Source organism: Tenacibaculum profundi (genome assembly GCF_057162725.1).
The window spans coordinates 2,062,349-2,086,108 of record NZ_CM169894.1 but is presented as its reverse complement, the minus strand read 5'-3'; the positions used below and the strand labels follow the sequence as shown (position 1 = coordinate 2,086,108).

At 31.8% G+C, this 23,760-nt stretch carries 12 protein-coding genes; 7 read left to right on the top strand and 5 right to left on the bottom strand.

The window, feature by feature from the left end; translation table 11 throughout:
- Positions 1-15 precede the first annotated feature (15 nt).
- On the bottom strand, positions 16-597 hold the full coding sequence (locus AC2GW8_RS08485; RefSeq protein ID WP_440879442.1) for a helix-hairpin-helix domain-containing protein: 582 nt from the start codon (positions 595-597) through the stop codon (positions 16-18).
- Between the two features lie 496 nt (positions 598-1,093).
- On the opposite strand from AC2GW8_RS08485, the gene AC2GW8_RS08480 reads away from it, so the two are divergent.
- Together AC2GW8_RS08480 and AC2GW8_RS08475 are read left to right on the top strand one after the other, a co-directional pair.
- Positions 1,094-1,477, top strand: coding sequence for an ankyrin repeat domain-containing protein (locus AC2GW8_RS08480; protein ID WP_440879441.1), 384 nt, complete (start codon positions 1,094-1,096; stop codon positions 1,475-1,477).
- A gap of 77 nt (positions 1,478-1,554) precedes the next feature.
- Positions 1,555-2,640 (top strand): CNNM domain-containing protein, encoded by a 1,086-nt coding sequence (locus tag AC2GW8_RS08475; protein WP_440879440.1) that lies wholly within the window; start codon positions 1,555-1,557, stop codon positions 2,638-2,640.
- Positions 2,641-3,087: 447 nt separating this feature from the next.
- Here the strand turns inward: AC2GW8_RS08475 and AC2GW8_RS08470 are convergent, their stop codons facing one another.
- The 3 genes from AC2GW8_RS08470 to AC2GW8_RS08460 all read right to left on the bottom strand — a co-directional run bounded on the left by AC2GW8_RS08470 (position 3,088) and on the right by AC2GW8_RS08460 (position 9,686).
- Positions 3,088-4,437 (bottom strand): DUF3472 domain-containing protein, encoded by a 1,350-nt coding sequence (locus AC2GW8_RS08470; protein ID WP_440879439.1) that lies wholly within the window; start codon positions 4,435-4,437, stop codon positions 3,088-3,090.
- An 87-nt stretch (positions 4,438-4,524) separates the two neighbouring features.
- Positions 4,525-6,999 carry a DUF5686 family protein gene (locus tag AC2GW8_RS08465; protein ID WP_440879438.1) on the bottom strand — a complete coding sequence of 825 codons (2,475 nt, stop codon included), beginning with the start codon at positions 6,997-6,999 and terminating at the stop codon, positions 4,525-4,527.
- 119 nt (positions 7,000-7,118) lie between these two features.
- Complete coding sequence (locus tag AC2GW8_RS08460) at positions 7,119-9,686, bottom strand: AsmA family protein (RefSeq protein ID WP_440879437.1); 2,568 nt, start codon at positions 9,684-9,686, stop codon at positions 7,119-7,121.
- A 200-nt stretch (positions 9,687-9,886) separates the two neighbouring features.
- Here AC2GW8_RS08460 and queG point away from each other — a divergent pair, with 200 nt between their 5' ends.
- Both queG and AC2GW8_RS08450 read left to right on the top strand, forming a co-directional pair.
- Positions 9,887-10,816: a tRNA epoxyqueuosine(34) reductase QueG gene (queG, locus tag AC2GW8_RS08455; RefSeq protein ID WP_440879436.1), complete on the top strand. Its 930-nt coding sequence runs from the start codon at positions 9,887-9,889 to the stop codon at positions 10,814-10,816.
- A 339-nt stretch (positions 10,817-11,155) separates the two neighbouring features.
- Positions 11,156-11,962 (top strand): hypothetical protein, encoded by an 807-nt coding sequence (locus tag AC2GW8_RS08450; RefSeq protein ID WP_440879435.1) that lies wholly within the window; start codon positions 11,156-11,158, stop codon positions 11,960-11,962.
- Between the two features lie 175 nt (positions 11,963-12,137).
- Here the strand turns inward: AC2GW8_RS08450 and AC2GW8_RS08445 are convergent, their stop codons facing one another.
- Positions 12,138-12,737, bottom strand: coding sequence for a PAS domain-containing protein (locus AC2GW8_RS08445; RefSeq protein ID WP_440879434.1), 600 nt, complete (start codon positions 12,735-12,737; stop codon positions 12,138-12,140).
- Positions 12,738-13,578: 841 nt separating this feature from the next.
- Here AC2GW8_RS08445 and AC2GW8_RS08440 point away from each other — a divergent pair.
- The 3 genes from AC2GW8_RS08440 (at position 13,579) to sov (ending at position 23,742) form a co-directional block, all read left to right on the top strand.
- Positions 13,579-15,861 carry an NADP-dependent malic enzyme gene (locus tag AC2GW8_RS08440; RefSeq protein ID WP_440879433.1) on the top strand — a complete coding sequence of 761 codons (2,283 nt, stop codon included), beginning with the start codon at positions 13,579-13,581 and terminating at the stop codon, positions 15,859-15,861.
- A 79-nt stretch (positions 15,862-15,940) separates the two neighbouring features.
- Positions 15,941-16,522 carry a Holliday junction branch migration protein RuvA gene (gene ruvA, locus AC2GW8_RS08435; protein WP_440879432.1) on the top strand — a complete coding sequence of 194 codons (582 nt, stop codon included), beginning with the start codon at positions 15,941-15,943 and terminating at the stop codon, positions 16,520-16,522.
- A 5-nt stretch (positions 16,523-16,527) separates the two neighbouring features.
- Positions 16,528-23,742 (top strand): T9SS outer membrane translocon Sov/SprA, encoded by a 7,215-nt coding sequence (sov, locus tag AC2GW8_RS08430; RefSeq protein WP_440879431.1) that lies wholly within the window; start codon positions 16,528-16,530, stop codon positions 23,740-23,742.
- Positions 23,743-23,760 lie beyond the last annotated feature (18 nt).

Genomic DNA, 23,760 nt, shown 5'->3' with positions numbered 1-23,760 from the left:
TTTTAATGATTTTGGTCAGATTTTTCCGCCATCTAGTTTATCTTGCCATTCAAGAAGTTCTTTCCATTTTCCATCGTAAGCTAGTTTGGCCTGTTTGGGCCATGTTCCGGGTTTATGTATTCTATACCGATCGCCACCGCTATTTAATACTTCTTGGCATTTTTCTATTGAAGTTTCTGAAAGATCTTTCCATGTTTTGATATTAAACTGGTGAAATAAACCTTCAATTTTAGGCCCAATTCCTTCAATTATTTTTAGATCATTATGCTTTATTTTTTTTCCAAATACAGTTTTAGCTAATGCTGAATCAAAGCTTTTTTCTTTAACAGACACTTTGGTAATATTATTGTTTTTAGACGATAATCCTTTTTCTAATTCAAAACTTTTTGTTTTTTGTGCTTCTAACTCTGATTTTAGAAAGTTTTTTTGGCTTTCGCAAGATTTTAGTTTTGAAGTTAATTCATCTAATTCGCGTTTGTCACCAGAATTATCGCTTTTAAATAATCTTCCTAAAAGATAACCCAAAAAAGCGCATATAACTCCAACTATTATGGGAATTATCCAGCACCAAGGTATTTGCGTAGCTAATGCATTCATTTTTTTATTTTTATAAGTTATTATTAAGTTCTTTATGTACTAACAATTTTCATGTTGAATTATAAATATTTCTTCCTTAGTTTTTTATGGCAGCTTTTTGTTTCCTGAATAAGAGCTAATACTAAAATAGCTATGTTCAAATGTTATATGCATCTAAAAGAGTAGCCGAAAAACATAAGTTCTGTTAAATATATTAAAAAATAAAAAATAAAACCCTTATTTACAGGTGTTTATTTGTTTTTTTGCTTTTGGTAAGTTAGAAACTTGATAATTGTTTTTTCTAAAATGAAATTTTTATGGTGTTAACTCTTAAGTTTTTAGGATAAGCTAAGAGTTCACTTTTGATAATAGTTAAATAAGGGGTAACTATAAAAATAAAGGATGCGTATTCGAAAATGTTAATTCATGCTAAATAATTGTTAACTAATTGTTTAATATGTAACATTTTAAAAAGTGAAGAGTCTTTTAGATATATTATAAAATTAAAATTACAACCATGAAAAGAATTGTATTAACCACCTTTATCATTTTAGTTTCATTTACATCAGTAAATGCCTCAACAAATAAAAGTGAAATTTATGAATCATATAAAGCAGACCTTAAAGGTCCTAGTACATTTTGTAAAATGATTAGGTCAGGAAATTATGAAAGCGTAAAGGCTTTTATAAAGAATGGAACTAATATCAATAGAAAATCGCTTGGATTGACCCCAATTATGTACGCAGCACGTTATAATCAAGTTAAAATATTAAAGCTCCTAATTAAAGAAGGAGCAAAATTAAATACTAAATCTTCAAATGGATATACGGCTTTAGAGTATGCGAAAATGTCTAAAGCAGATGAAGCTCATGCAATACTAAAGCAAGCACTAGAAAAATAATAAATTTAATTAATTGATTTATAAGATCGTCCAGTAGGACGGTCTTTTTTATTTATTTTAGCTAAAAATTAATAAATATGACTTTATTACTGATTTACGCGACACTATCAATACTTTTCTCTTTTCTATGTTCTATTTTAGAGGCTGTTTTGTTAAGTGTAACGCCAACATTTGTAAATGTAAAAAAGAAAGAAGGTAAAAATTATGCTGATGACTTAGAAGCATTAAAAAAAGATGTCGATAAACCATTAATTGCGATATTAACTGTAAACACGATAGCACACACTGTTGGTGCAATTTTAGTTGGTGTACAAGCAGAACAACTTCCTTATAAATTTGAAATCTTAGGAATAAATGTTGTTGGAATAGTATCAGCTATTATGACAATTTTAATTTTGGTGGTTTCTGAAATTATTCCTAAAACTATTGGAGCAACTTATTGGAAAGGTCTGGCTAATTTTACAGCCAAAGCTTTAAAAATTCTTATATTTCCTTTACGATGGACAGGAATATTATGGATATTACAATTGACAACAAAGTTAATTGGAGAAAAAGGAGGTCATGGCGAGAGTGTCCTCAGTAGAGAAGACTTTACGGTGATGACTGATATTGCAGAGAAAGAAGGTGTTTTTAAGGAGAATGAAAGTAAGGTAATACGTAATATGATCGGTTTTAAAGAAGTGCAAGCGAATCATATTATGACGCCGAGAACAGTCCTTAAATCAGCTGACGAAAATCAAACAATTCAATCGTTTTTTGATGAAAATCAACCGTTACGATTTTCTAGAATTCCTGTTTATGCAGAAAAAACAGACAATATAACGGGGTACTTTTTAAAAGATCAATTGTTGTTGTCATTGGTAAATGGAAAAGGAGAAGAACCATTAAAAAATATTAAAAGGGAAATTATTGTCGCGAAGCGAGACTTATCTATTCCTGATTTGTTTGAAAGACTTATAGAGAAAAGAGAGCATTTGGCTTTGGTGGTAGATGAGTTTGGAGCAGTAAGTGGATTGGTTACCCAAGAAGATGTTATTGAAACACTATTAGGTTTTGAAATAATGGATGAAAGTGATAATGTAGCAGATTTACAGAGCTTTGCAAGAAAGAACTGGGAAGAAAGAGCAAAACGACTTGGGATCATCAAAAAAGAGAATGAGTAAAATATTTTAATAGTGACATGTTAAAATTGTACAGTGTTATAATGTGTTAGAAAAGATAAAAAATGGTTTACTTTTATCAGTTCAATCACTTGTTTTTCTTAATACTTAAAAATTAATCTTGCTCAAGATTACCATATTGTTGTTAGAAGGAATAAATACCTAAAGTTGAATAGATGATTCTTCAATAAATACAAACAATTAGGCTTGAGGAATGATATAATTTGTGTGTTAAATTATTCAAATACTAGATTGGTACACAAAATAGATTAGATTTAACATGACCAATATAAATTTACTTGAAATGATATAGGATATATGTCTTTCATGGATTAATGAAGTGTTTAATTTTTTAACAATTAAAAGATTAAGCTATTGCTTAAAATGCTGCTTTTTAAATAGTTTAAGCTTTCAAAATAGAAGAACGATTATTTCTATGATTTTTAAAAATTAAGGAATTAATTTTGCTAAATTATCAAAATTAATATTTGGTTTTTTATTTGTTGGTTCTCTTGAAAAATTGGTATAAGGACTTGTGGGTAGATTAAAAAAACCACAATTTTTCAAGAAAAACATTGATCCTTCAGTACCACCTTGAAAGTCTAATCGATCTCTATTCGTTCCAGTTGCGTCAACGGTAAATTTACCATTTTTTAATTCAATCCATTGATTACTGGTAGTATATGCCCACTGATTTGAAAGGAAAACTTTTCTAGTCTGATCACCTGTGCTTGTATAAAAATTTTCTAGAAATGAATGAGGGTTTTTCAAATATGTATTTGTTTTCGGCCTTCTTAGGCTTGCAATAAATTCCCATTTCTTTTTTTCTGGAGAAAAAAAGAAAGCTGTATAAATTGTCGCATTATTCTTTGATGGTGTTACTTTAAGTAAAAATTTGTACGTTGTATTAGATTTCCAAAAATACCTTTTAAAACATTGCTTTCCTGAGCCTTCATTTCCAAAGTCTTGTACAGTTACATCATCCCCATTTCCTAGATTAGTAACTTTAAAATCTTCCGGGACTTCGTTGGGGTTATCTGTTGAGTAGGCACTCCATATTGAAAACAAAATTCGTCTCTCAGTCTTAGAGTTTACTTGAATTCCAAAATATCCTTCAGAACATCCATTAGCCATAAAAAATGAGCCTAATTTATCTTGATTATTAGGCACCTTTAGTTCATTATAAAACCAAGTAACTTGCTTGTTATTTGGTATTTCATAGCTCATATGAACTGAAGGTCCTCTTCTTCCAAAATAGATGCTTTTACTAGGTATAAAGTCAATTTCTTTAGCAGCATCGCCTCCTAAAAGTAAGTTTGAAATATCAGCTATTTTTGTTCCTTTGTTTTCGACACAACTTATTTCTATGTATTTATAGCCAGGTTCAGCAATTGAAAACTTACCAATTTCTATGTCTTCAATTGAAGTATTGTTAACTATAATTTCTTTAACCTGATTATCAAGACTAAACTTGAGTTTAGTACCTTTGGCTCTGGTTTTTAACCTTAACCCAACGTTTAAGTCGCCAGAATGTGCTGTTTTAAAATAAATTCGAAATTTATCTGATGCTTTTGTCCAATTGGAAATTCCTAATTCATTAATAATTTCGCGGTTTCTCATATCACCATTAACTAGCCATGCATTAGCTCCTACAGATAGAGTTTCAGAAAATTCAAGTAAGTTCGAGGTTTCATTAGTGGGTGTTTTTCCTTCTTCTTCTGAACAAGAAAAAAAAATATAAGAAAAGAGAATTCCCACAAAAAGGCTACGGGAAATTTTAATTTTGTTGATGGTAACCATAACTAATAAACTTTTTTGATTTACAATATACAAAGTTCTGTTTACTAGTGTTTTAATTTTTTTAAGGAATGGTTGCCCAAAGGCTATTTAAAGCCGTATTCCAATTATGATTCTATTTTCGGTGTTGTCATTAAAGTTAGAGCGTACAAAATCGATTCTTAAAAAGCGCCACTTTCCAAAACCGATATTATCCAAACCAAATGAAAACTCTGAATAAGGTCTGTTGTTTGCTGTAAACAATCCTTTTGAGCCTACTACCAAATGGAATTTCAATAAATCTAGGTAGGGAACTCTGTTTAATATAGCACCTTTAAAATTGTGTTCCATATGCAATTCTCCATATTTATCATTAGTACTTAAGTTATAGTAGGGAAGTGCAAGAAAGTTGTCAACATAATTATCGTTAGGGGCAAATAATAATCTGTTCCCATTAAAGTGTACATAATCTATAAATTGAATATTTTTTTTCTTAAGGAAGGTGCCTCCTTTGGCTTCATAAGCAATAATCCCCCAGTGACCTATAGCAAAATCCTGAGATAATTGAGAAAACACAAGGTCAGAATTCCATTCAGTATTAGAAGCGCCAAAATTTTTTCGAAAACCAACATTCAAAGACGGATATTTTGAATTTCCTAGTTTTATTTTCTGGTTTGGATACGATAAATATTTTTGTCCGAAACGAATTTTTGCATTAATGTTAATAGACCATATGTTATGGCCTTCAAAAGAAGTATCAAAATTAAAGGGAGTCTCGGGATTGTTGGAGGTATAACTAATGTTTTTCCTTGGGAACATTACGTAATTTGTAGTATTAAATAAAGCAGTTCTATTAGCGTATTCAATGTTTGAGAATAGATGAACTCCATTAACTATTTCACGTGAGAATGAAATTTTAGCAAAAGTCTTTTCGTAAATTTTCATATAGTTCCTTTCAAAGTAAATAGAGCTAATGGTGTTCCAAAGCGGAGATATAGGATTTTGAGTATTGAACTGTGTTATAGTAGTTCCTCCTGAAAATGATAAAATCGGATATGTTCTATTGTTCCACTTATAGGATAGGAATCCAGAAGGTCTTAGCCTTTGATCTGAAAAACCATAGTTAGTATTAAGGCCAATATTTAAATGTTTTCCTTTGTTGTCATACTTTTTCTTATAGCCTATACCAATAGTAGAGTTCCAACCTTGAACGGTATTGAATGCAAGTTTTTTAATTGGAGATGAAAGTGAAACAGACCATTTCTTATAAGTGTTTCGGAAGGTGTAGCCTGTAATTATATTCAATAACTTGAATTTATTTTGTTTATTATCAATAGAGTCAAGGTGTTTTTTTGATTTTTTAATAATCATAAGACTATCTTTTTTTTGATAGTCTGAAACCTCTTCTTTAGTCAAGGGGATTGGTCTTGTTTTATTCCAATATGAAGTGTCTTTTTTTGTGGCATTTTCTGAGAAAGACAATACTTCATTTGTAAAGGTCGAATCATCAAAATTGGGAGCGAAATTATAGTTTGAATATGTTGCTGAGAAGCGTCCTTCAAAATTAAATTTGAATATACCAGCATCTACATCAATTATTTGAGTGGTTTTAGCCCAAATATCAAATTTTTTAACATAGTTGTAATTTTGTTTAATCTTTAATTCCTTTACAAAAGGAATTCCTGCCTGCATACCCGAAACAAGCACATCTACTCCGTAGATTGCCCAGTCATTTTCGACAATATATATGTGCCCTGAGAAAACACGATCATTTTTACGTTTAGGAATGAGTTGTATTTTATTTATCAGTCTGCCGTTTTTATTATAAATTGTGCCTACTAATTTGTATTTATAATAACCAAAAGCGTTATTTGCAATCGGTGATATCATTTCGGTATCATCTAAATTAAAAGAGTTCTCATAAAAATCGAAATTTACTTCTTCGGCTTGGTTAAAACTAATCCCATTATTTTCTCCCGCAACTTTTGAGGCAATGATTTGTTCATTAAATATTTTTGTTTTTTTTTGATGCTTAATAACTGATATGGTTTCAGAAAGATATATGATGCCGCTTCTTGTAGAATCCAAATTACCTCCCAAATTGCCGATTTCATTTCCTAAAAATTTCTGAGGAGCTTTATTTATTTTTAACATACCTCTTGAGTAGAAATTAGCTGTATACTTAGATAATTTACTTTTACTTAGTTTTTTGTTATCAATAGTTTTTTGAATTATTATATCAGCAGGATTCTCCTTAGAGCTTACCTGTACTTCTTCTAATGAAATTTGTTCTTCAAGGAGTATAATGTTAAGCGTTGTATAGCCACTGAAATTGAACTCTTTTTTTTGAGTTTCAAATCCCAAAAATTGAAAAACAACTGTATATATGCCTTTTTTTTTGATTTCAAGAGAGTAATTACCATTATTGTTTGTTGTCGTCCCTGTAACACTACCTTCTAAATAAACACTTGCGAAAGGTATTGGGTTACCCTGCTTATCTGATACTTTTCCAATCAATTGCCCAAAAGTTGAATTAGATAAAATAAGTAAAGTAAAAGTGACTATTAATTTTTCAAAAAAATCCATTAGATTTAATTTGTTTTAAATATAAAAATTTTATAGTCATTACTATATAAGAATGTTAGTTTAACATAGTGAGACTTTAAAATAAGATTTTAACAAAAATCTAATGTGTAATAAAAAAGTTATTTTTTTTTCTTTTTACCAAACAAACCTCCAAAAGCATCTTTAACTTTGTTTACAGCTTCTTTTTTAATATCCTTTGGGCTTTTCTTAGTAGAATCTTTTTTTGATCCACCTAGTAAATTTCCAATAGTATTGTTAACTAAACTTTCTTTTTGTTGTTGAATTAATTGTTTAGTTAATTTTGAAGTAGAAGAAGTTAGATCTGTTTGGACACTTGGAGAGGACATATTTCCTGTAATTTTGGCTGTTACAGGAACAGACATATTCTGATCTTTTTTATTAAGTTTTGCTAAAAGCCCAGAAACTTCACTCCCAAAATATTTAGCTGGAACATCAAGAGTCAAATTATAATTAACGCTTTGATCAAAACCATGACTTCCACCGATATTAATTCCGATATCTTTATATTTAAGTTTGAACGGCGCTACATTCACTTTTCCATTTTCAAAGGATAGTTTGGTTTTGATATCTGATAAATTTAATTTGGTCATATCTATAAAAGATAGCTGCCCATCCAATAAACTCAAAGCTTTTGTCTTTTTTGGGTCAATTTTAGTGTCAAGTAAATGAGCAAGAGCCTTTCCCGATATTGTTTTTAGATTTGGGGTGAAATCATCGTTTAAACTACCGGATAAGCTAATGTCAGAATTAAGTTTTCCATTCATTGATCCAGCAATAGGGCTTAATGATTGTAGTAAATCCATAGCATTAAAAGATTGAGAAATATCAAATGAATCAACACCAAGTTTCATAGAAAATGTTGGTTGTTCTTTTCGAGTATCTACTTCTCCATTCAAAGAGACTTGGCCATTAAAAATTCCTGCTTTTATATTTTTAAAAGTAGCCTTCTGATCTTTCAACCAAAGAGTTCCTTTAACGTTTGACAAAGTTAAATTATCATAAAATACATTTTTTGCATTTGCATTTATTTTACAATCAAGAAAGGCTGGTATTTTCAAGGAACTTTTGCTTGATGTTTCACTTGTTTGCTTTTTTTGAATTTCTTCGTTGTTCTCTTCCATGAAATCACTGATATAGAAATTAGATGAAGCTACATTGAAAGTCCCTTGTAGTTTTTTATCAGACAGTAAGAAACCAAGAAGATTGTTAATTTGTCCAGTAGCATCTATATCACTATTACCTGTATAGGCTTGAAATTCATCTAATGAAATTTTTTCTGGAGTAAAATTAACTTTGGATTTTTTAATATTAATAGAGTTGACAATATCATTCGAAGAATACAAGAAATCATTGATTTGAACTGTTCCGTTATTTTTGATACGATTAATTATATTATTTTTAATAGCATTAACATCAAATTTTGTTTGAAGATTGGCTTTAAGAATACCACTTAGTTCATTATCTAATTTAACAGGGTAGGCTTTAGTCAAGTTAGCTAGGTTTAAAGTTCCTTTTAGCTTGGCATTAATTAACGGGTTCGTTGTTAAATTATGAATATTACCGTTACCAGAAAAAACATCTTCATCAATTTTAAAAGATAAATTATCAATAGTTACAAAGGTATTATCTATTTTACCTGTCGTATTTTTAATAGTTGTATTAATATAAATATTCTTTACACTTTTTGGTAACTCGGGATATTTAAAAGAGGCATTTTCTGAACTTAAAGCAATATTTATATTTGGAATTGTTATTTGATCAAGAATACCCTCTATTTTACCAGAAACACTGAAATTACCCGAAGTTTTTACATTGGAAACGTTTTTTGCATAAGTTTCTGGAATTAATCCTAGGAAGTTCTTAAAGTCTGAAGAAGGAGTTTTGAAGTTTATAGATATTTCTTGATTGCGATCATTTAACTTAACAAAACCATTAAAAATCAAAGGAAGATTATTTAATTTAGCCTCATTTTTAAGAAACGAAAACTTATTATTTACCAGATCCATTCCCAATAGAGCATCAAGTGATATTTTCTGTTCTTTGGCATAGTTTGTGCCTTCCATTGCGATAGAAACAGAACTACTTGTTATTGTTTTTAATTCACTATTTTTTTGTGAGAAGTCTCCTTTTCCATTATGGTTAAAATCTTCTAAAAGTACGATTGTCTTACTTTTTTCATCGTAATATTTTATTTTAGAGTTTGTTATGCTGTAACTTTCGATCGAAAATTCGAAAGAAGAAGGTTTTGAGTTTTCAGTTTTTTTGTTTGTGGTGTTTTTAGTTATATTATAATTTGCAATCCCTTGTAGGTTTGTAAGAATATTAATCTTAGCATTATTAATTGAAAAAGAATTTAAACTCTTCTTTTCTCTAAAAAGATCAGTAAGTTTTATGGTTCCATTAATATCTTTGGCAAAAATTAATGTATCTCCTTCGAAAGGCTCCGTATTTATTACGGAAATATTTTCGATACCAATCGAGGCATTTGGAAAATCGCTAAAGAAGCTAAGATTAACATCTGAAAAATCAATTTTCGCATTTAAATTTTCATTTGCTGCCTCTTTTACCAAAGAAATAATTTTATCTTGAAATAGTACAGGGGCAATTAACAATGAAAGAAATAAAAAAAAGATAATTCCTAAGATAGCTTTATAAAACTTTTTCACACATTTAGATTTTAAATTAAACGACAAATGGATTCACATCCTTAAAGTTATACTATAATTATTACTTACAAAAGTTATTAGCAAGAAATAGTTTAGATAACATATACATAACGAACAAAGGTCTGTATTTATTTGCAAACAAAATAATAAGAAAAGTATAAAAGTAAAAGTTTTGATAATTTTGCAAAAAAGAAACAGTTTTGGGAGATACCTTAAGAGATCAGTATAGTAGTTTTATAAAAGAGCAAGCAAAGCGTCTTGGTTTTTTAAATTGTGGGGTTGCTAAAGCCGAATTTTTGGAAGAAGAAGCTCCTCGTTTAGAAAAGTGGTTAAAGAAAGGATATCATGGACAGATGCATTACATGGAAAATCATTTTGAAAAAAGATTAGATCCAAGGTTGTTGGTTGAAGGAGCAAAATCTGTAATTTCATTGTCGTATAATTATTTTCCAGCAAATCAACAAAAGTCAAAAGAATATAAAATATCAAAGTACGCATATGGCCAAGACTATCATTATGTTATTAAAGATAAGCTAAAGGAATTATTGCAGTTAATCAACGATGAGATCGGTGAGGTTTCAGGACGTTGTTTTGTTGATTCAGCCCCTGTGTTGGAAAGGTCATGGGCAGAGAGATCAGGCATGGGGTGGAATGGTAAAAATTCTCTATTAATACAAAAGCAAGAAGGGTCTTTCTTCTTTTTGGCAGAATTAATTGTTGATATTGAGCTTTCTTATGATTACCCATTTCAAACAGACCACTGCGGTAGTTGTACAAGATGTATTGATGCGTGTCCAACACAAGCAATATTATCCAATAGTACAGTTGATGGTAGTAAATGTATTTCATATTTGACTATTGAATTAAAAGACGCAATCCCAAATGAATTTAAAAATAAAACAGAGGGATGGATGTTTGGATGTGATATTTGTCAAGATGTGTGTCCTTGGAATAGATTTTCTAAGCCCCATTCAGAGCCATTATTTAATCCACACAAAGAGTTGTTGGAGATGGATACTAGGGATTGGCAAGAATTGACGCAAGAGACCTTTGGAAAGGTATTTAAAAAATCAGCAGTTAAGAGGACTAAATTCTCAGGTCTTCAACGAAACATAAAATTTCTTCAGTAGACTAACATCTCTTACAAAAAAGAAAGAGGGAAGTATTATTTTTTAAAATTATATAAGGGTTAGTGTGTAAATTTATATAAGTGTTTTTACTATTTTGTTTTAGGGGTTGTTTTCTTTAAAGTACGTTAAAGGTTTGTTTTTGAGTTTTTTGAGTTTGCTTTTTTTTAAGGGGAATTGAGGGGGTAATGAGCGAAGTGTTTTTTTTGAGTTATTCCTAAGTTGTTTTTTTGAGTAATTAAATTTAGTTTTAGTACTCTCAATTACGTAGTTGAAAATTAGTTCTTTATTAGTTGCTACTCTTCTTCGTAATTGGAATTTATTAACCAAATTTAGTTAAAAATGTCAATTTATCAAGTTCAAAACAAATGGGGAAATTCCCCATTTCAGAATGGGGGAATCTACGTTTTAGGTTCAAGAAGTAATCAATTAATTGTAGATGTTAATATTAAATCTGAAGATGGAGGTAAAACTCTTGCTGGAACCATAACTTATCAAGGCGAGGGACCAATTGGCTTCAAGGGAGTTCAGGTTGTTGGGAATAATTATAAGGTTAAAAATGAATGGGGAGATACTTGGAATGATGGCGGTAATTGGGTTATTGGAGGAAGAGATGGGCAGAATGTCGTTGCTTTAAAAGCAAGTGCTACATCGGAAGGGTTAGATTTGATAGGAAAGGTAACTTACGAGGGAGAAGAATCAATTCTTTTTGAAGGAGAAAAGATTTCGGGAAGCGCATATGAAATAAAAAACCAGCATGAAGAGATAAGTGATTCACAGAGTCCCGAAGGAGTTTTTGTTTTAGGTGCCCGAGATAGACAACATCCAGTATCTATAGATATGGATTCAGAGGATAATGGTAAAACTTTATTGGGAACAATGACTTATGAGAATGAAGGAGTTATTGGAGTAAAAGCAATTCATGTAATGGGTAATGTTTATAGTGTTCAAAATCAATGGAATGGAGAGGTTTCTCCATGGCACCCTGGTGGATGTTTTATTATTGGAGGTAGAGTTGCACAGCGTGTTATAGAAATACAAATCATTTCAAAGGACGACGGACAAAATTTTTCAGGAGAAATAACATATAATAATGAAGAGCCTATTCTTATTGAAGCTTCTGTGATTGATAAATTGGCAACAGTATAAAATTTATTAAATTAAGGAGATTGTTTTTTATTTTGTGAAGCAGTCTCTTTTTTTAAAGCTCTATTCAAAAGATTTTTGTTGATTCGGTTGCTTAACAAATACAGGAGCCCACTAAAAAACGAGTGGTAACTCATGTATTCTTGTTATAAAAATATTATTTATATTTAATTGTTTGTTAATCACCAAAGAAAAACCAATTAAGCCCTTTTTTAATGGATTTAGCATTTTTTTCTTTGTTACTTTCTTCTTCGAACAAACTAACTACGAATTCATCATAATTCATTTTAACTTCTTCTTTTAAAAATGCTTCAAAATAGAGCTCACTAGCTTTTTCTCCTTTGATTTGTTCAATTTCAAGTAAAGTTTTATAAAATGGAGCTATTTGATCAATAATGCTATTTTGGATAGCCTTTCTTCTTCCTGTGTAGCCAATGGCTTTTCCGTTTTCATCTCTTTCGATCTCAAAATCAGTGATTACCCAATAATAGCGGCCAGACCTTGATAAATTTTTTACAATAGCATTAAAGTTTTCCTCCTTTTTTAGTGAATTCCAGAGGACTTTAAAAACAATTTTAGGCATATCTGGATGCCTAATAATATTATGTGGTTCTCCGATAAGTTCAACTTTATTGTATTCTGAAGCTTCCTCAAAAGCATCATTCATGTATAAAATTGTACCTTTTAAATCAGTTTTACTAATGATGATTTTTGATTTATCCCATTTAACTTCTTCATCAATTATTTTTGTTGGACGGGGGGACAGGTTTGTGTTCATTTTTTGTAAGTTTAATTATACACAAACATAACTTTATTAAATAAAAAACACAAGGGAAACCTTTTTTGCATATAATTGCTGATGTTCCTTATAATTAAATGTTTGAAATAGTTAAAAGGCTTTTAATTACAAAAAACAGTTAAATCCTCTTTCAATAGAACTTCTCTTTTGATTATGCTTTTTTCTGATTTCTTCTTAGAATAGACCAATATCAAATTTATGGTAGTTCATTTTAAACTCTTTTTTTAAAAATATCTGAAAATAGAGATAACTATATCTTGCACTTTTTAATCTTTCAATAGTTAATAAGTGTGTTGTAGATAGGCTCAATCTTTTTGACAACACCTTCCGGAACAGATTTTCTTCTAGCGATATAACTGCAAGGGATTTTATTTGCGTCTAAGTCAATAGTAAAGTCTGCAATTATCCAGCAATATTTACCATGTTTCGTTGCGTTTTTAATGATCGCATGACAATTTTTGTGTGCTTTAAGTGAGTTCCAAAGTATTTTAAATGTAACTTTAGGTATGTCTAGGTTTCTAATAATATTATGCTGTTATCCAATTAGTTTCGATCCAGTATACTCACAAACTTATTCAAAAATTTCATTCACTTAAATTATTGTTTCTTGAAGATCAGTTTTTCTAGCTGTTGTTTGTATTGTGTTCCATTTTTTTTAGTTCAACGTTTTTTATTACTTTGAGGAATACAAAAAATAGATAGGGTTATTTAGTTTAAATATGATGTTATGTAAGATAATAAAAAATGACTTTTATCGGGTTGTGAATTTGTTACTCAAATACAAAGCTTATATTTGTAAGTTAATACAAACAACACTTTTATGAGCGAATCAAGAAAAAGACGAGAAGCTTTATTATATCACGCTAAACCTACACCAGGGAAAATTTCCGTAGTACCCACTAAAAAATATGCAACCCAACATGACTTATCATTAGCCTATTCTCCAGGAGTTGCAGAGCCATGTTTAGAAATAGCAAAAGATAAAAATAACGTATATAAATATACATCTAAAAGTAATTTAGTAGCCGTAATTTCTAATGGAACAGCGGTTTTAGGTTTAGGAGATATTGGTCCAGAAGCTTCAAAACCCGTTATGGAAGGAAAAGGAGTGCTTTTTAAGATTTTTGCAGATATTGATGTTTTTGATATTGAGGTAGATGTAACAGATGTTGATAAATTTGTAGAAACAGTCAAGGCAATTGCTCCAACATTTGGAGGAATTAATTTGGAAGATATAAAAGCTCCTGAGGCTTTTGAAATAGAAAGAAGGCTAAAAGAAGAATTGGATATTCCAGTAATGCATGATGATCAACACGGTACAGCAATCATTTCTGCGGCGGCATTAATAAATGCATTAGAAATCAATGGAAAGAATATTGCAGAAGTTCAGATAGTTGTGAACGGGGCGGGTGCAGCGGCCATATCATGTACTCGTTTATATCTTGCACTTGGAGCTAAAAGGGAAAATGTAGTCATGTGTGATAGTAAAGGGGTTATCAGAAAAGATAGAGATAACTTGACTTCTCAGAAAGAAGAATTCGCATCCGATAAAAATGTTAGTTCACTAGAAGAGGCAATGCATAATGCAGATGTTTTTATAGGGCTTTCAAAAGGAAATGTGGTAACTCCAGAAATGTTACTTTCAATGGCTAAAAACCCTATAGTTTTTGCAATGGCAAATCCTGAGCCAGAGATTTCCTATGATTTAGCTGTAAAAACAAGAGAGGATATTATCATGGCGACAGGTAGATCAGACCATCCAAATCAAGTAAATAATGTATTAGGCTTTCCATTCATATTTAGAGGTGCATTGGACGTTCGTGCAACCAAGATAAATGAAGCCATGAAGTTAGCTGCTGTAAAGGCTTTGGCGGATCTTGCAAAAAAATCAGTGCCCGAGCAGGTTAATATAGTTTATGATGAAATTAGCCTTTCTTTTGGAAAAGATTATATTATTCCTAAACCATTTGATCCTAGGCTAATTTATGAAATACCGCCAGCGATAGCAAAAGCAGCTATGGATTCAGGAGTAGCTAAGGAGCCTATAGAAGATTGGGAGAAATATAGAGAAGAATTAATGGATCGATCGGGCACTGGAACAAAAGAAATAAGATTATTGCATAATCGTGCTAAAAAAGATCCAAAGAAAATTGTATTTGCAGAAGCAGACCACTTAGATGTTTTGAAGGCTGCTCAAAGAGTATTCGAAGAAAAAATAGGGTTTCCAATTTTACTTGGAAGGAAAGAACTTATTTTGGAATTAAAAGAGGAGCTAGGTTTTGATGATGAAGTTCCAATTTTAGATCCAAAAACAGATGAAGAAGAAGAAAAGAGAAATCGCTATGCAGAAGTATTTTGGAAATCAAGACAACGAAAAGGAGTTACCTTATTTGAAGCAAAAAAGATGATGCGTGAACGCAATTATTTTGCCGCAATGATGGTTAATTCAGGAGAAGCAGATGCTTTAATAACAGGATATTCAAGACCATATCCTTCTGTTGTTCGCCCAATTTTAGAATTGATAGAGAAAGATAAAGGGGTTACTAGGGTGGCCGCAGCTAACCTAATGTTAACAAAGCAAGGTCCAATGTTTTTGTCTGATACTACGATTAACGTAAATCCAACAGCAAAAGATTTAGCTAAGATAACCCAATTAACATCTGCATTAGCCAAGATGTTTGGAATGAAGCCTAATATTGCAATGCTAGGTTTCTCTAATTTTGGTTCTACAAAATCTGAAAGTTCAGTGAAAATTAGAGAGGCAATATCTTATATCCATAGAAATCACCCAAGCGTAATTGTTGATGGTGAATTACAAGCAGACTTTGCTTTAAATCCAGAGCTTTTAGCTAAAGAGTTTCCTTTTTCTAAATTAAACGGAAAAAAAGTAAATGTTTTGATATTTCCAAATTTAGATGCAGCTAACATAACCTACAAGTTAATGAAACAAATTAATGAAATAGAGTCAATTGGTCCAATTTTGCTAGGTATGAGTAAGCCTGTTCACATTATTCAATTAGGAGCGAGTGTCGATGAAATGGTAAATATGGCTGCTTTAGCTGTAGTTGATGCTCAGAATAGGGCTGTGATAAAAAAAGCTTAGATTTTTGAAAAACATTAAAAGCGATAATTTTTAAAAACAAATAATTTTTCTACATTAGTCATTAAGAAAAAAAAGATAAATGATAACACAAATAAGGGGAAAGCTTGTTGAGAAAAATCCAACAACTGTTATTATTGATTGTAATGGAATAGGGTATTTACTCCATATTTCTTTAAACACATATTCTTCATTATCCAATGAGGAAAATATTCTTTTGTATACTCATTTATCTATTAGAGAGGACGCTCATACCCTGTATGGTTTTATTAGTAAAAATGAACGAGAAGTTTTTAAGTTACTTATATCGGTTTCAGGTGTTGGTCCAAGTACGGCAAGAACAATGCTTTCCTCAATGACTTCTGAAGAAATTCAACAAGCGATAGCTTCTGAGAATTTTAAGTTAATTCAATCAGCCAAAGGGATTGGAGCAAAAACGGCTCAAAGGATCGTTGTTGACTTAAAAGATAAAATACTTAAGGTATTTGAATTGGAAGAAGTTTCTGTGATTCAGAACAATACAAATAAAGAAGAAGCGTTATCTGCTTTAGAAGTCTTAGGATTTGCTCGGAAACAAGCCGAAAAAGTTATCAATAAAATATTAAAGGGAAGGCCTGATGCATCAATAGAAGAGCTTATAAAGCAGGCGTTAAAAAACTTATAAAAAAGTTGAAAAATACATTTACGAATAAATTATTTACAGCACTTGCCCTATTGGTAAGTGTTGTTTCGTTTTCACAAAGTGTTACCAATAATAGTGCAGTTATGGATACCATAATACCACTTAAATACAATTTTAATCATGATCAAAAAGGAAAACTTTTTTTAAATAATCCGTCAGAGTTACAGGTAGCATATGATAAAGTACTTAACAAATTTGTGCTTGTAGAGAAAATTGGAAATTATCTAATTGGTACTCCTATTTTTTTAACACCAAAAGAATATGAAAAGTATCGACTAGATAAAGATATTGCATCTTACTTTAAAGAAAAAGTTAACGCTGCTGATGATAGAAAGGGCGGAAAAAAAGGGGGGAGAAAAAATTTACTGCCTAAATATTATGTTAATTCTAAGTTTTTTGAATCCATCTTTGGAGGAAATACAGTTGAGGTAATTCCAAGAGGTCAGGTAAACATAAAGTTAGGTGGGGTATATCAAAATAATGAAAACCCTCAGATATCGATTGATCAGCAAAGTAGTTTTACTTTTGATTTCGACCAACAGATTAGTGCTAGTTTACAGGCTCAAATTGGAACAAGATTGAAAGTAACAACAAACTATGATACTCAATCTACCTTTAATTTCCAAAATTTGATAAAGCTTGAGTATACACCAACAGAAGACGATATTATTCAAGGTATTGATGCGGGTAATATAAGCATGCCGATTAAAAACTCTTTGATAAATGGAGCACAAGCCTTATTTGGGGTTAAAACGGAGCTTCAGTTTGGAAAAACGAGAGTAACTGCTGCATTCTCTCAGCAAAATTCACAATCAAGAACCGTTGTTGCTGAAGGAGGAGCAGCTCTTCAGGAATTTGAGTTCAGAGCCTCTGATTATGATAATGATAAACACTTTTTCCTTGCTCAGTATTTTAGAGAAAATTATAAAAAAGCACTTGCACAGTATCCGTTAATTAATAGCCCTATTAACATTACAAGAATTGAGGTCTGGAAAACTAATAGAGCACAGGCAGTTGATGATTTTAGAAGTATTGTTGCAATTGCAGATTTGGGAGAGTCAAATACAACGCCTCTTTCTAATAATCTTGTTAATAATTTGGTTGTAGATCCTTCCATTACACCTATTCAGGCAAATGGGGTAAATCTACCCTACAACGGTGTAAATAAACTTAATAGGCTCTTAGTAGAGAATGGAGGCATAAGAGATATCGCAACAATGCAAAGTGCCTTTGAGAACGAAGGAATTACAGGAGTTACGCAAGGAACAGACTTTTCATATTTACAAAACGCAAGAAAGTTAAGACCCAATGAATACAGATTACATCCGCAATTAGGATTTATTTCGTTGAATAACAGGTTGCTAGATGGAGAGGTGTTGGCTGTTGCTTATGAATACACTGTGGTTGGAGCCTCAACAAACGAGACTGTTTTTAAAGTAGGAGAATTTTCTAACGATGGAGTGGTAGCACCTGCGAACTTGGGAGTTAAGTTGTTACGAAGTGAGATTTTAACAACTACAAGACCAGGGGCTGTGCCACCTCAGCCATTTCCGACATGGCAATTAATGATGAAAAATGTTTATGCTTTGGGAGCATATCCACTAAGAAATGAAGGATTTCGTTTTGAGTTGTTATATAGAGATGATGAAACAGGGATACTACAGAACACATTGCAGAATGCATCGGATGGTGATATAAAAAAGAAACCCTTAATGCAAATTTTTCATATTGATCGTTTAGATCAGAGTCAAAATCAGATAACTGGAGGAGATGGTTATTTTGATTTTGTAGAGGGGTCTACTGTAAATTCCGAAAAGGGATACATTATTTTTCCAGACCCAGAGCCATTTGGTTCAAATTCATATTTAGATAGTGAACTAATAAATGCAAACGATGATAAGAAATTTTTATTTGAAGAATTGTATTTAACCACTAAAATTCAAGCCAAGAACGAATATCAGAACAAGGATAAATTCTTTTTAAAAGGGTATTATAAATCTGAAACAAGCAGAGGTATTTCTTTGGGTGCTTTCAATATTCCAAGAGGGTCGGTTAATGTTACAGCAGGAGGAAGAACTCTTGTTGAAGGAGTAGATTATGTGGTAGATTATCAATTGGGGAGAGTTCAGATTCTTGATCCTGGGCTGGAGGCTTCGGGAATTCCAATTAACGCGACCGTCGAAAACAATACTTTTTTTAATCAACAAAGAAAGACGTTCATAGGTATTGATGTAGAACACCGATTTTCAGATGATTTTACTTTAGGAGGTACATTTTTAAATGTTAGTGAACGCCCAATTACGCCTAAAGTTAATTTTGGAGGAGAACCCATAGATAACGTAATGCTGGGGTTAAATTTTGATTACTCAGCAGAGGCGCCTTTTTTAACGAAGTTAGCCAACAAACTCCCTTTTGTAGAAACAGAGGCTCCATCTAAAGTCTCAGTGAGAGCAGACATGGCTTATTTATTACCGGGATCGCCTAGTGGAATTGATGTAAACGGTACAGCTACTTCTTATTTAGACGATTTTGAAGCATCGCAGATTCCGATTAATTTAAACTCACCTCAACAATGGTTTTTAGCGAGTACTCCAGAATCGCAAGGCTTTGAAGATGATGGAAAAGAGAATAACAATATAGCATATAATGATCATAGAGCAAAGATTGCTTGGTACAACGTAGATCAATTGTTTTATGGAACTGTTAATAGGCCCAGTAATATTGACGAAAATGAGCTTTCAAGAGATGAGGTTCGCCAAATTCGATTTGAGGAACTTTTTGATCTTGATCTAGATATTACGCAGCAAAACTTGGTAAGAACATTAGATCTGGCGTACTATCCTTCAGAGAGAGGTCCCTATAATTTTAATGCGAATGCAAGTGAGGTAAGTGTTGATCCTGGAGGGAATAGTGTTACCCTAACAAATCCAGAAAATAATTGGGGAGGAATTATGCGCTCATTAACAACTAACAATTTTGAACAGGCAAATGTAGAGTACATTCAATTTTGGCTGATGGATCCTTATGATAATTATTCATTAACTACTCAAGAAGGAGTACCTGTTGGAATTAAACCAGCTGATATTGCAAACCAAGTAGGTAAGCTGGTAATTAATTTAGGTAATATTTCAGAAGATATCTTACGTGATGGAAGTAAACAGTATGAAAATGGACTCCCCGAAGATGGGTTAAAGACTGTAGGAAGTAACGTGAGAGAGTCTGTTTGGGGGCTTACTCCAATTAATCCGTCAATTTTGTATGCTTTTGCTTCAGACCCTGCAGCAAGGAGTAATCAGGATCTTGGTTTAGATGGATTAAATGATAGTGAAGAAAAAGCAAGATTCAACGTGCCTGTAGGAGGAAGAAATTACAATCAATTTCCAGATCCAGCGGGAGACAATTTTCAGTTTTTTAGAGGTGGTGACTTAGACAATGCAAATGCATCTATTTTATCTCGTTACAAGAATTATAATAATACGCAAGGAAATTCTCCAACACCTGAGCAATCTTCAGAAACCTATCCAACTTCATCGACTACGTATCCAGATACAGAAGATATTAATAAGGACCAAACGATGAATCCTGTGAGTAGTTATTACGAATATGAAGTATCGTTAGATAAAGTTGACTTGAATAGAGGTATTGGTTTTAATCATATTGTAGATATAAAAGATACACAAGTAACACGCCCCAATGGAACTGAAAGAACAACCAGATGGTATCAATTTAGAATTCCTGTTAGGTCGGGTACGCCAATAAACGGTATCTCTGACTTCAATAGTATCCGTTTTGCAAGAATGTTTTTAACACGTTTTAAAATGCCTGTTGTTTTGCGTTTTGGAGAATTAGAGCTTGTAAGAAGTGATTGGAGAAGGTACGTGCAGTCAGTTCCTAACGATCAATTAAACAATTTTGAAATTGGAGTTGTTAATATTGAACAGAATGGTGATAAGTACGAGTTGCCACCAGGAATTCAACGAGAATTATTACAAGGAACGAATAGAATTCAAAGGCAAAATGAACAATCAGTTACTTTAAAAGTAACAGACCTACCAGCAGATTCTATTCGCACAATATACAAGAATATAAGTATTGACATGCGACGATATAAAAAGATGCGAATGTTTTTGCACGCCGAAGATCCCGTTGCAAATCCAGGTCAAGGACAAGATGCAGGAGCTGTTGCTATTATTCGTTTGGGGACTGATTTAAACGAAAATTACTATGAAATAGAAAAACCGTTGGTTTATTCTGCTTTGGGAGGTACTCCTGTAGCAAGCCAAGTATGGCCAGAGGAAAATAATTTAGATGTGATTTTAGAGGATTTATCAGGGTTGAAGTTGCAACGTCCTGCAGGTTCGTCTGTTACAGATTTGTTTTCTGGGACGAGCTCTAATGGTCTTAAAATATCGGTAAAAGGAAACCCTACTTTGGCTCAAATTAGGACTGTTAGTTTAGGAGTGAAAAATACATCTCCAAGTCCAAAATCTATAGAGGTTTGGTATAATGAATTGAGAGCGGTAGGTTTTGATAATAAAGGAGGTTGGGCAGCTGTTATGAATGCTGATGCTAACCTTGCCGATGTTATGAATTTTTCTGTTGGTGGAAGAATGTCTACTATTGGTTTTGGAAACGTTGAGGATCGTGTTCAACAAAGAAGTCTTGAAGAGGTAAAACAATATAATGTAGCAACAAATGTTCAGTTAGGCAAAATGATGCCTAAGAAATGGAACATGCAAATACCCATGAATTATACCTATGGAGAAGAGTTTCGTGATCCAAAATTTGACCCTCAATCACAAGATATTACATTAGAGCAAGCACGCACTGCGGCAGAAAATTCAAATAATGTCCAGGCAAGAAAAAATATAGCAAACGCTCAAGATTACACACGTAGAAAAAGTATTAGTTTCATTAATGTTAAAAAGAATAGAAACCCAGAGAGTAAGAAAAAACAAAAATTTTACGACGTAGAGAATTTTTCAGCATCTTATTCTTTCAATGAAGAATACCATAGAGATTATAATATTGAAAAATATCTTAATCAAAACTTGATGGCAGGAGCAAGCTATAATTTTAATTTCAAGCCTTTTATCATAGAACCATTTAAAAAGACTAAGATTTTAGGAAGTAAATATTTAAAATTTATCAAAGACTTGAATTTTAACCCAGTACCTAAATCTATCTCAGTAAATTCAAGGATCAAAAGAAATTTTAGCTCACAAAGATCAAGAAATTTAATAGAAGGTTTGACTCCACAACCAGAGTTGAAACAGCGTAACTTTATGTTTGATTGGGATTACACGGTTGGCTTTGATCTAACAAAGTCATTACAACTTAATTTTAATGCAACAAATAGTTTCATTTATGACAGCTTTGGTAAGACTGAAGATTTGGAGCTTTATGATAAGTTTTTCAACATTGGAAGGCCCAATACGTACCACCAGAAATTAAACGGAACGTACAAGGTGCCTATAAATAAAATTCCGTTTTTAGGATTTATAACGGCAGATTATGGGTACACAGCAGATTTTGACTGGCAAGGAGCGTCGCAAAGTCCAATTATTGAAGAGATTAATGGTCAGATGGTAGAAACAGGTAATGTAAGCGACAAGGTTGGGAATATGATTCAGAATGCCAATACCCACAACCTAAATACTACCGTAGATTTTGGACGTTTTTATAAAACATTAAAATTAGATAAGCTCTTAGCTAAAAAAGCTAAAAAGCAACCTGTTAAAAAAGGTTCTTTGAAATTAGGCGAAAACCAAAATTTAGAAAGATTAAAATTGAGGAAAAATGCTAGTTTTAGTCAAAAAGCATTGAAAGGTCTTTATGATGTATTAACCTCTGTAAAGAGGGCTAAAATTAGTTATAGTCAAAATAATGGTACGCTTTTGCAAGGATATAAGCCATCAGTTGGGTTTTTAGGTAGAAATAGTTATGGGGGAGGTTTAGCACCTTCTTTAGGATTTGTTTTTGGAAGTCAGACAGATATGATTAGGAACGCTATAGATAATGGATGGTTAGTTACTAGAGACCCCAATAATCCTAATGATACTTATTATAATAAAAATTACGGTAAAAACAGTAATACCAAATTAGATTATAATATTTCTGTTAAACCTCTAAAGAGTCTCACCATTGATTTGAGGGGAAATAGAATTCAAACTAGAAGATTAACGCAACAACTTGATATTATTAAAACAGGAGTAAATGGAAATGGGGAAGATGTTTTTGAACAAAATAACACCATTAAGCCTTTTGAAACAGGAGATTTTAGTATTAGTCATTTTATGTTATCTACGATGTTTACTGACGGAGATATTTTATATCAAAACTTTAGAGATTACAGAGGAACAATAGCAAACAAACTTTATGCTGAATCTGGCTTTAATAGACCTGTTAACCCTGATGATCCTGCATTTAAAGAAAACGGTCAACAAGCAATGCTTCCTGCGTTTTTAGCGGCTTATTCAGGAAAAACTCCTGATGCTGTAAGTACGAGTCCGTTTAGAAACATACCAATTCCTAACTGGACATTGCGCTACAATGGTTTAATGAAGTATAAATGGTTTAAGAAAAATTTCTCGTCGTTTACGCTTACTCACGGATATAAATCATCTTATACACTAGGAAATTACACCAATAATTTACAATATGAGCCAGGTGTAGGAAATACTTCTGGGAATTTTCAACCAGATTTATTGATATCATCGGTAACATTAATTGACGAATTTTCACCATTAATAAAAGTTGATTTTAGAATGAAAAGTGCACTTTCATTTAAAGGAGAGATTAGAAGAGATAGAAGTTTAACTTTAAATTTTAATAATAATACAATTACAGATATTAATGGAACAGAATATGTGTTTGGATTTGGATATAAGATAAGAGATGTTAAATTTGTAACTCGATTTACTGGGAAAAAAGAGACGTTGAAAGGGGATGTTAATTTAAGAGCAGATATCTCCTTGAGAGACAACCTTACGTTAATCAGAAATGTTGACGATAGCAATAATCAAGTTACAGGTGGGGAAAGATTGTTTGGTATTAAGTTTTTAGCAGATTATAATTTAAGTAAAAACATAACGGCATCTTTTTATTACAATCATCAAACATTTAATTATGCAATTTCAACAACATTTCCAAGACAATCAATTAATGCAGGATTAAACCTAGTTTATAATTTAGGAAATTAAAAATAATCAAGAATAAAA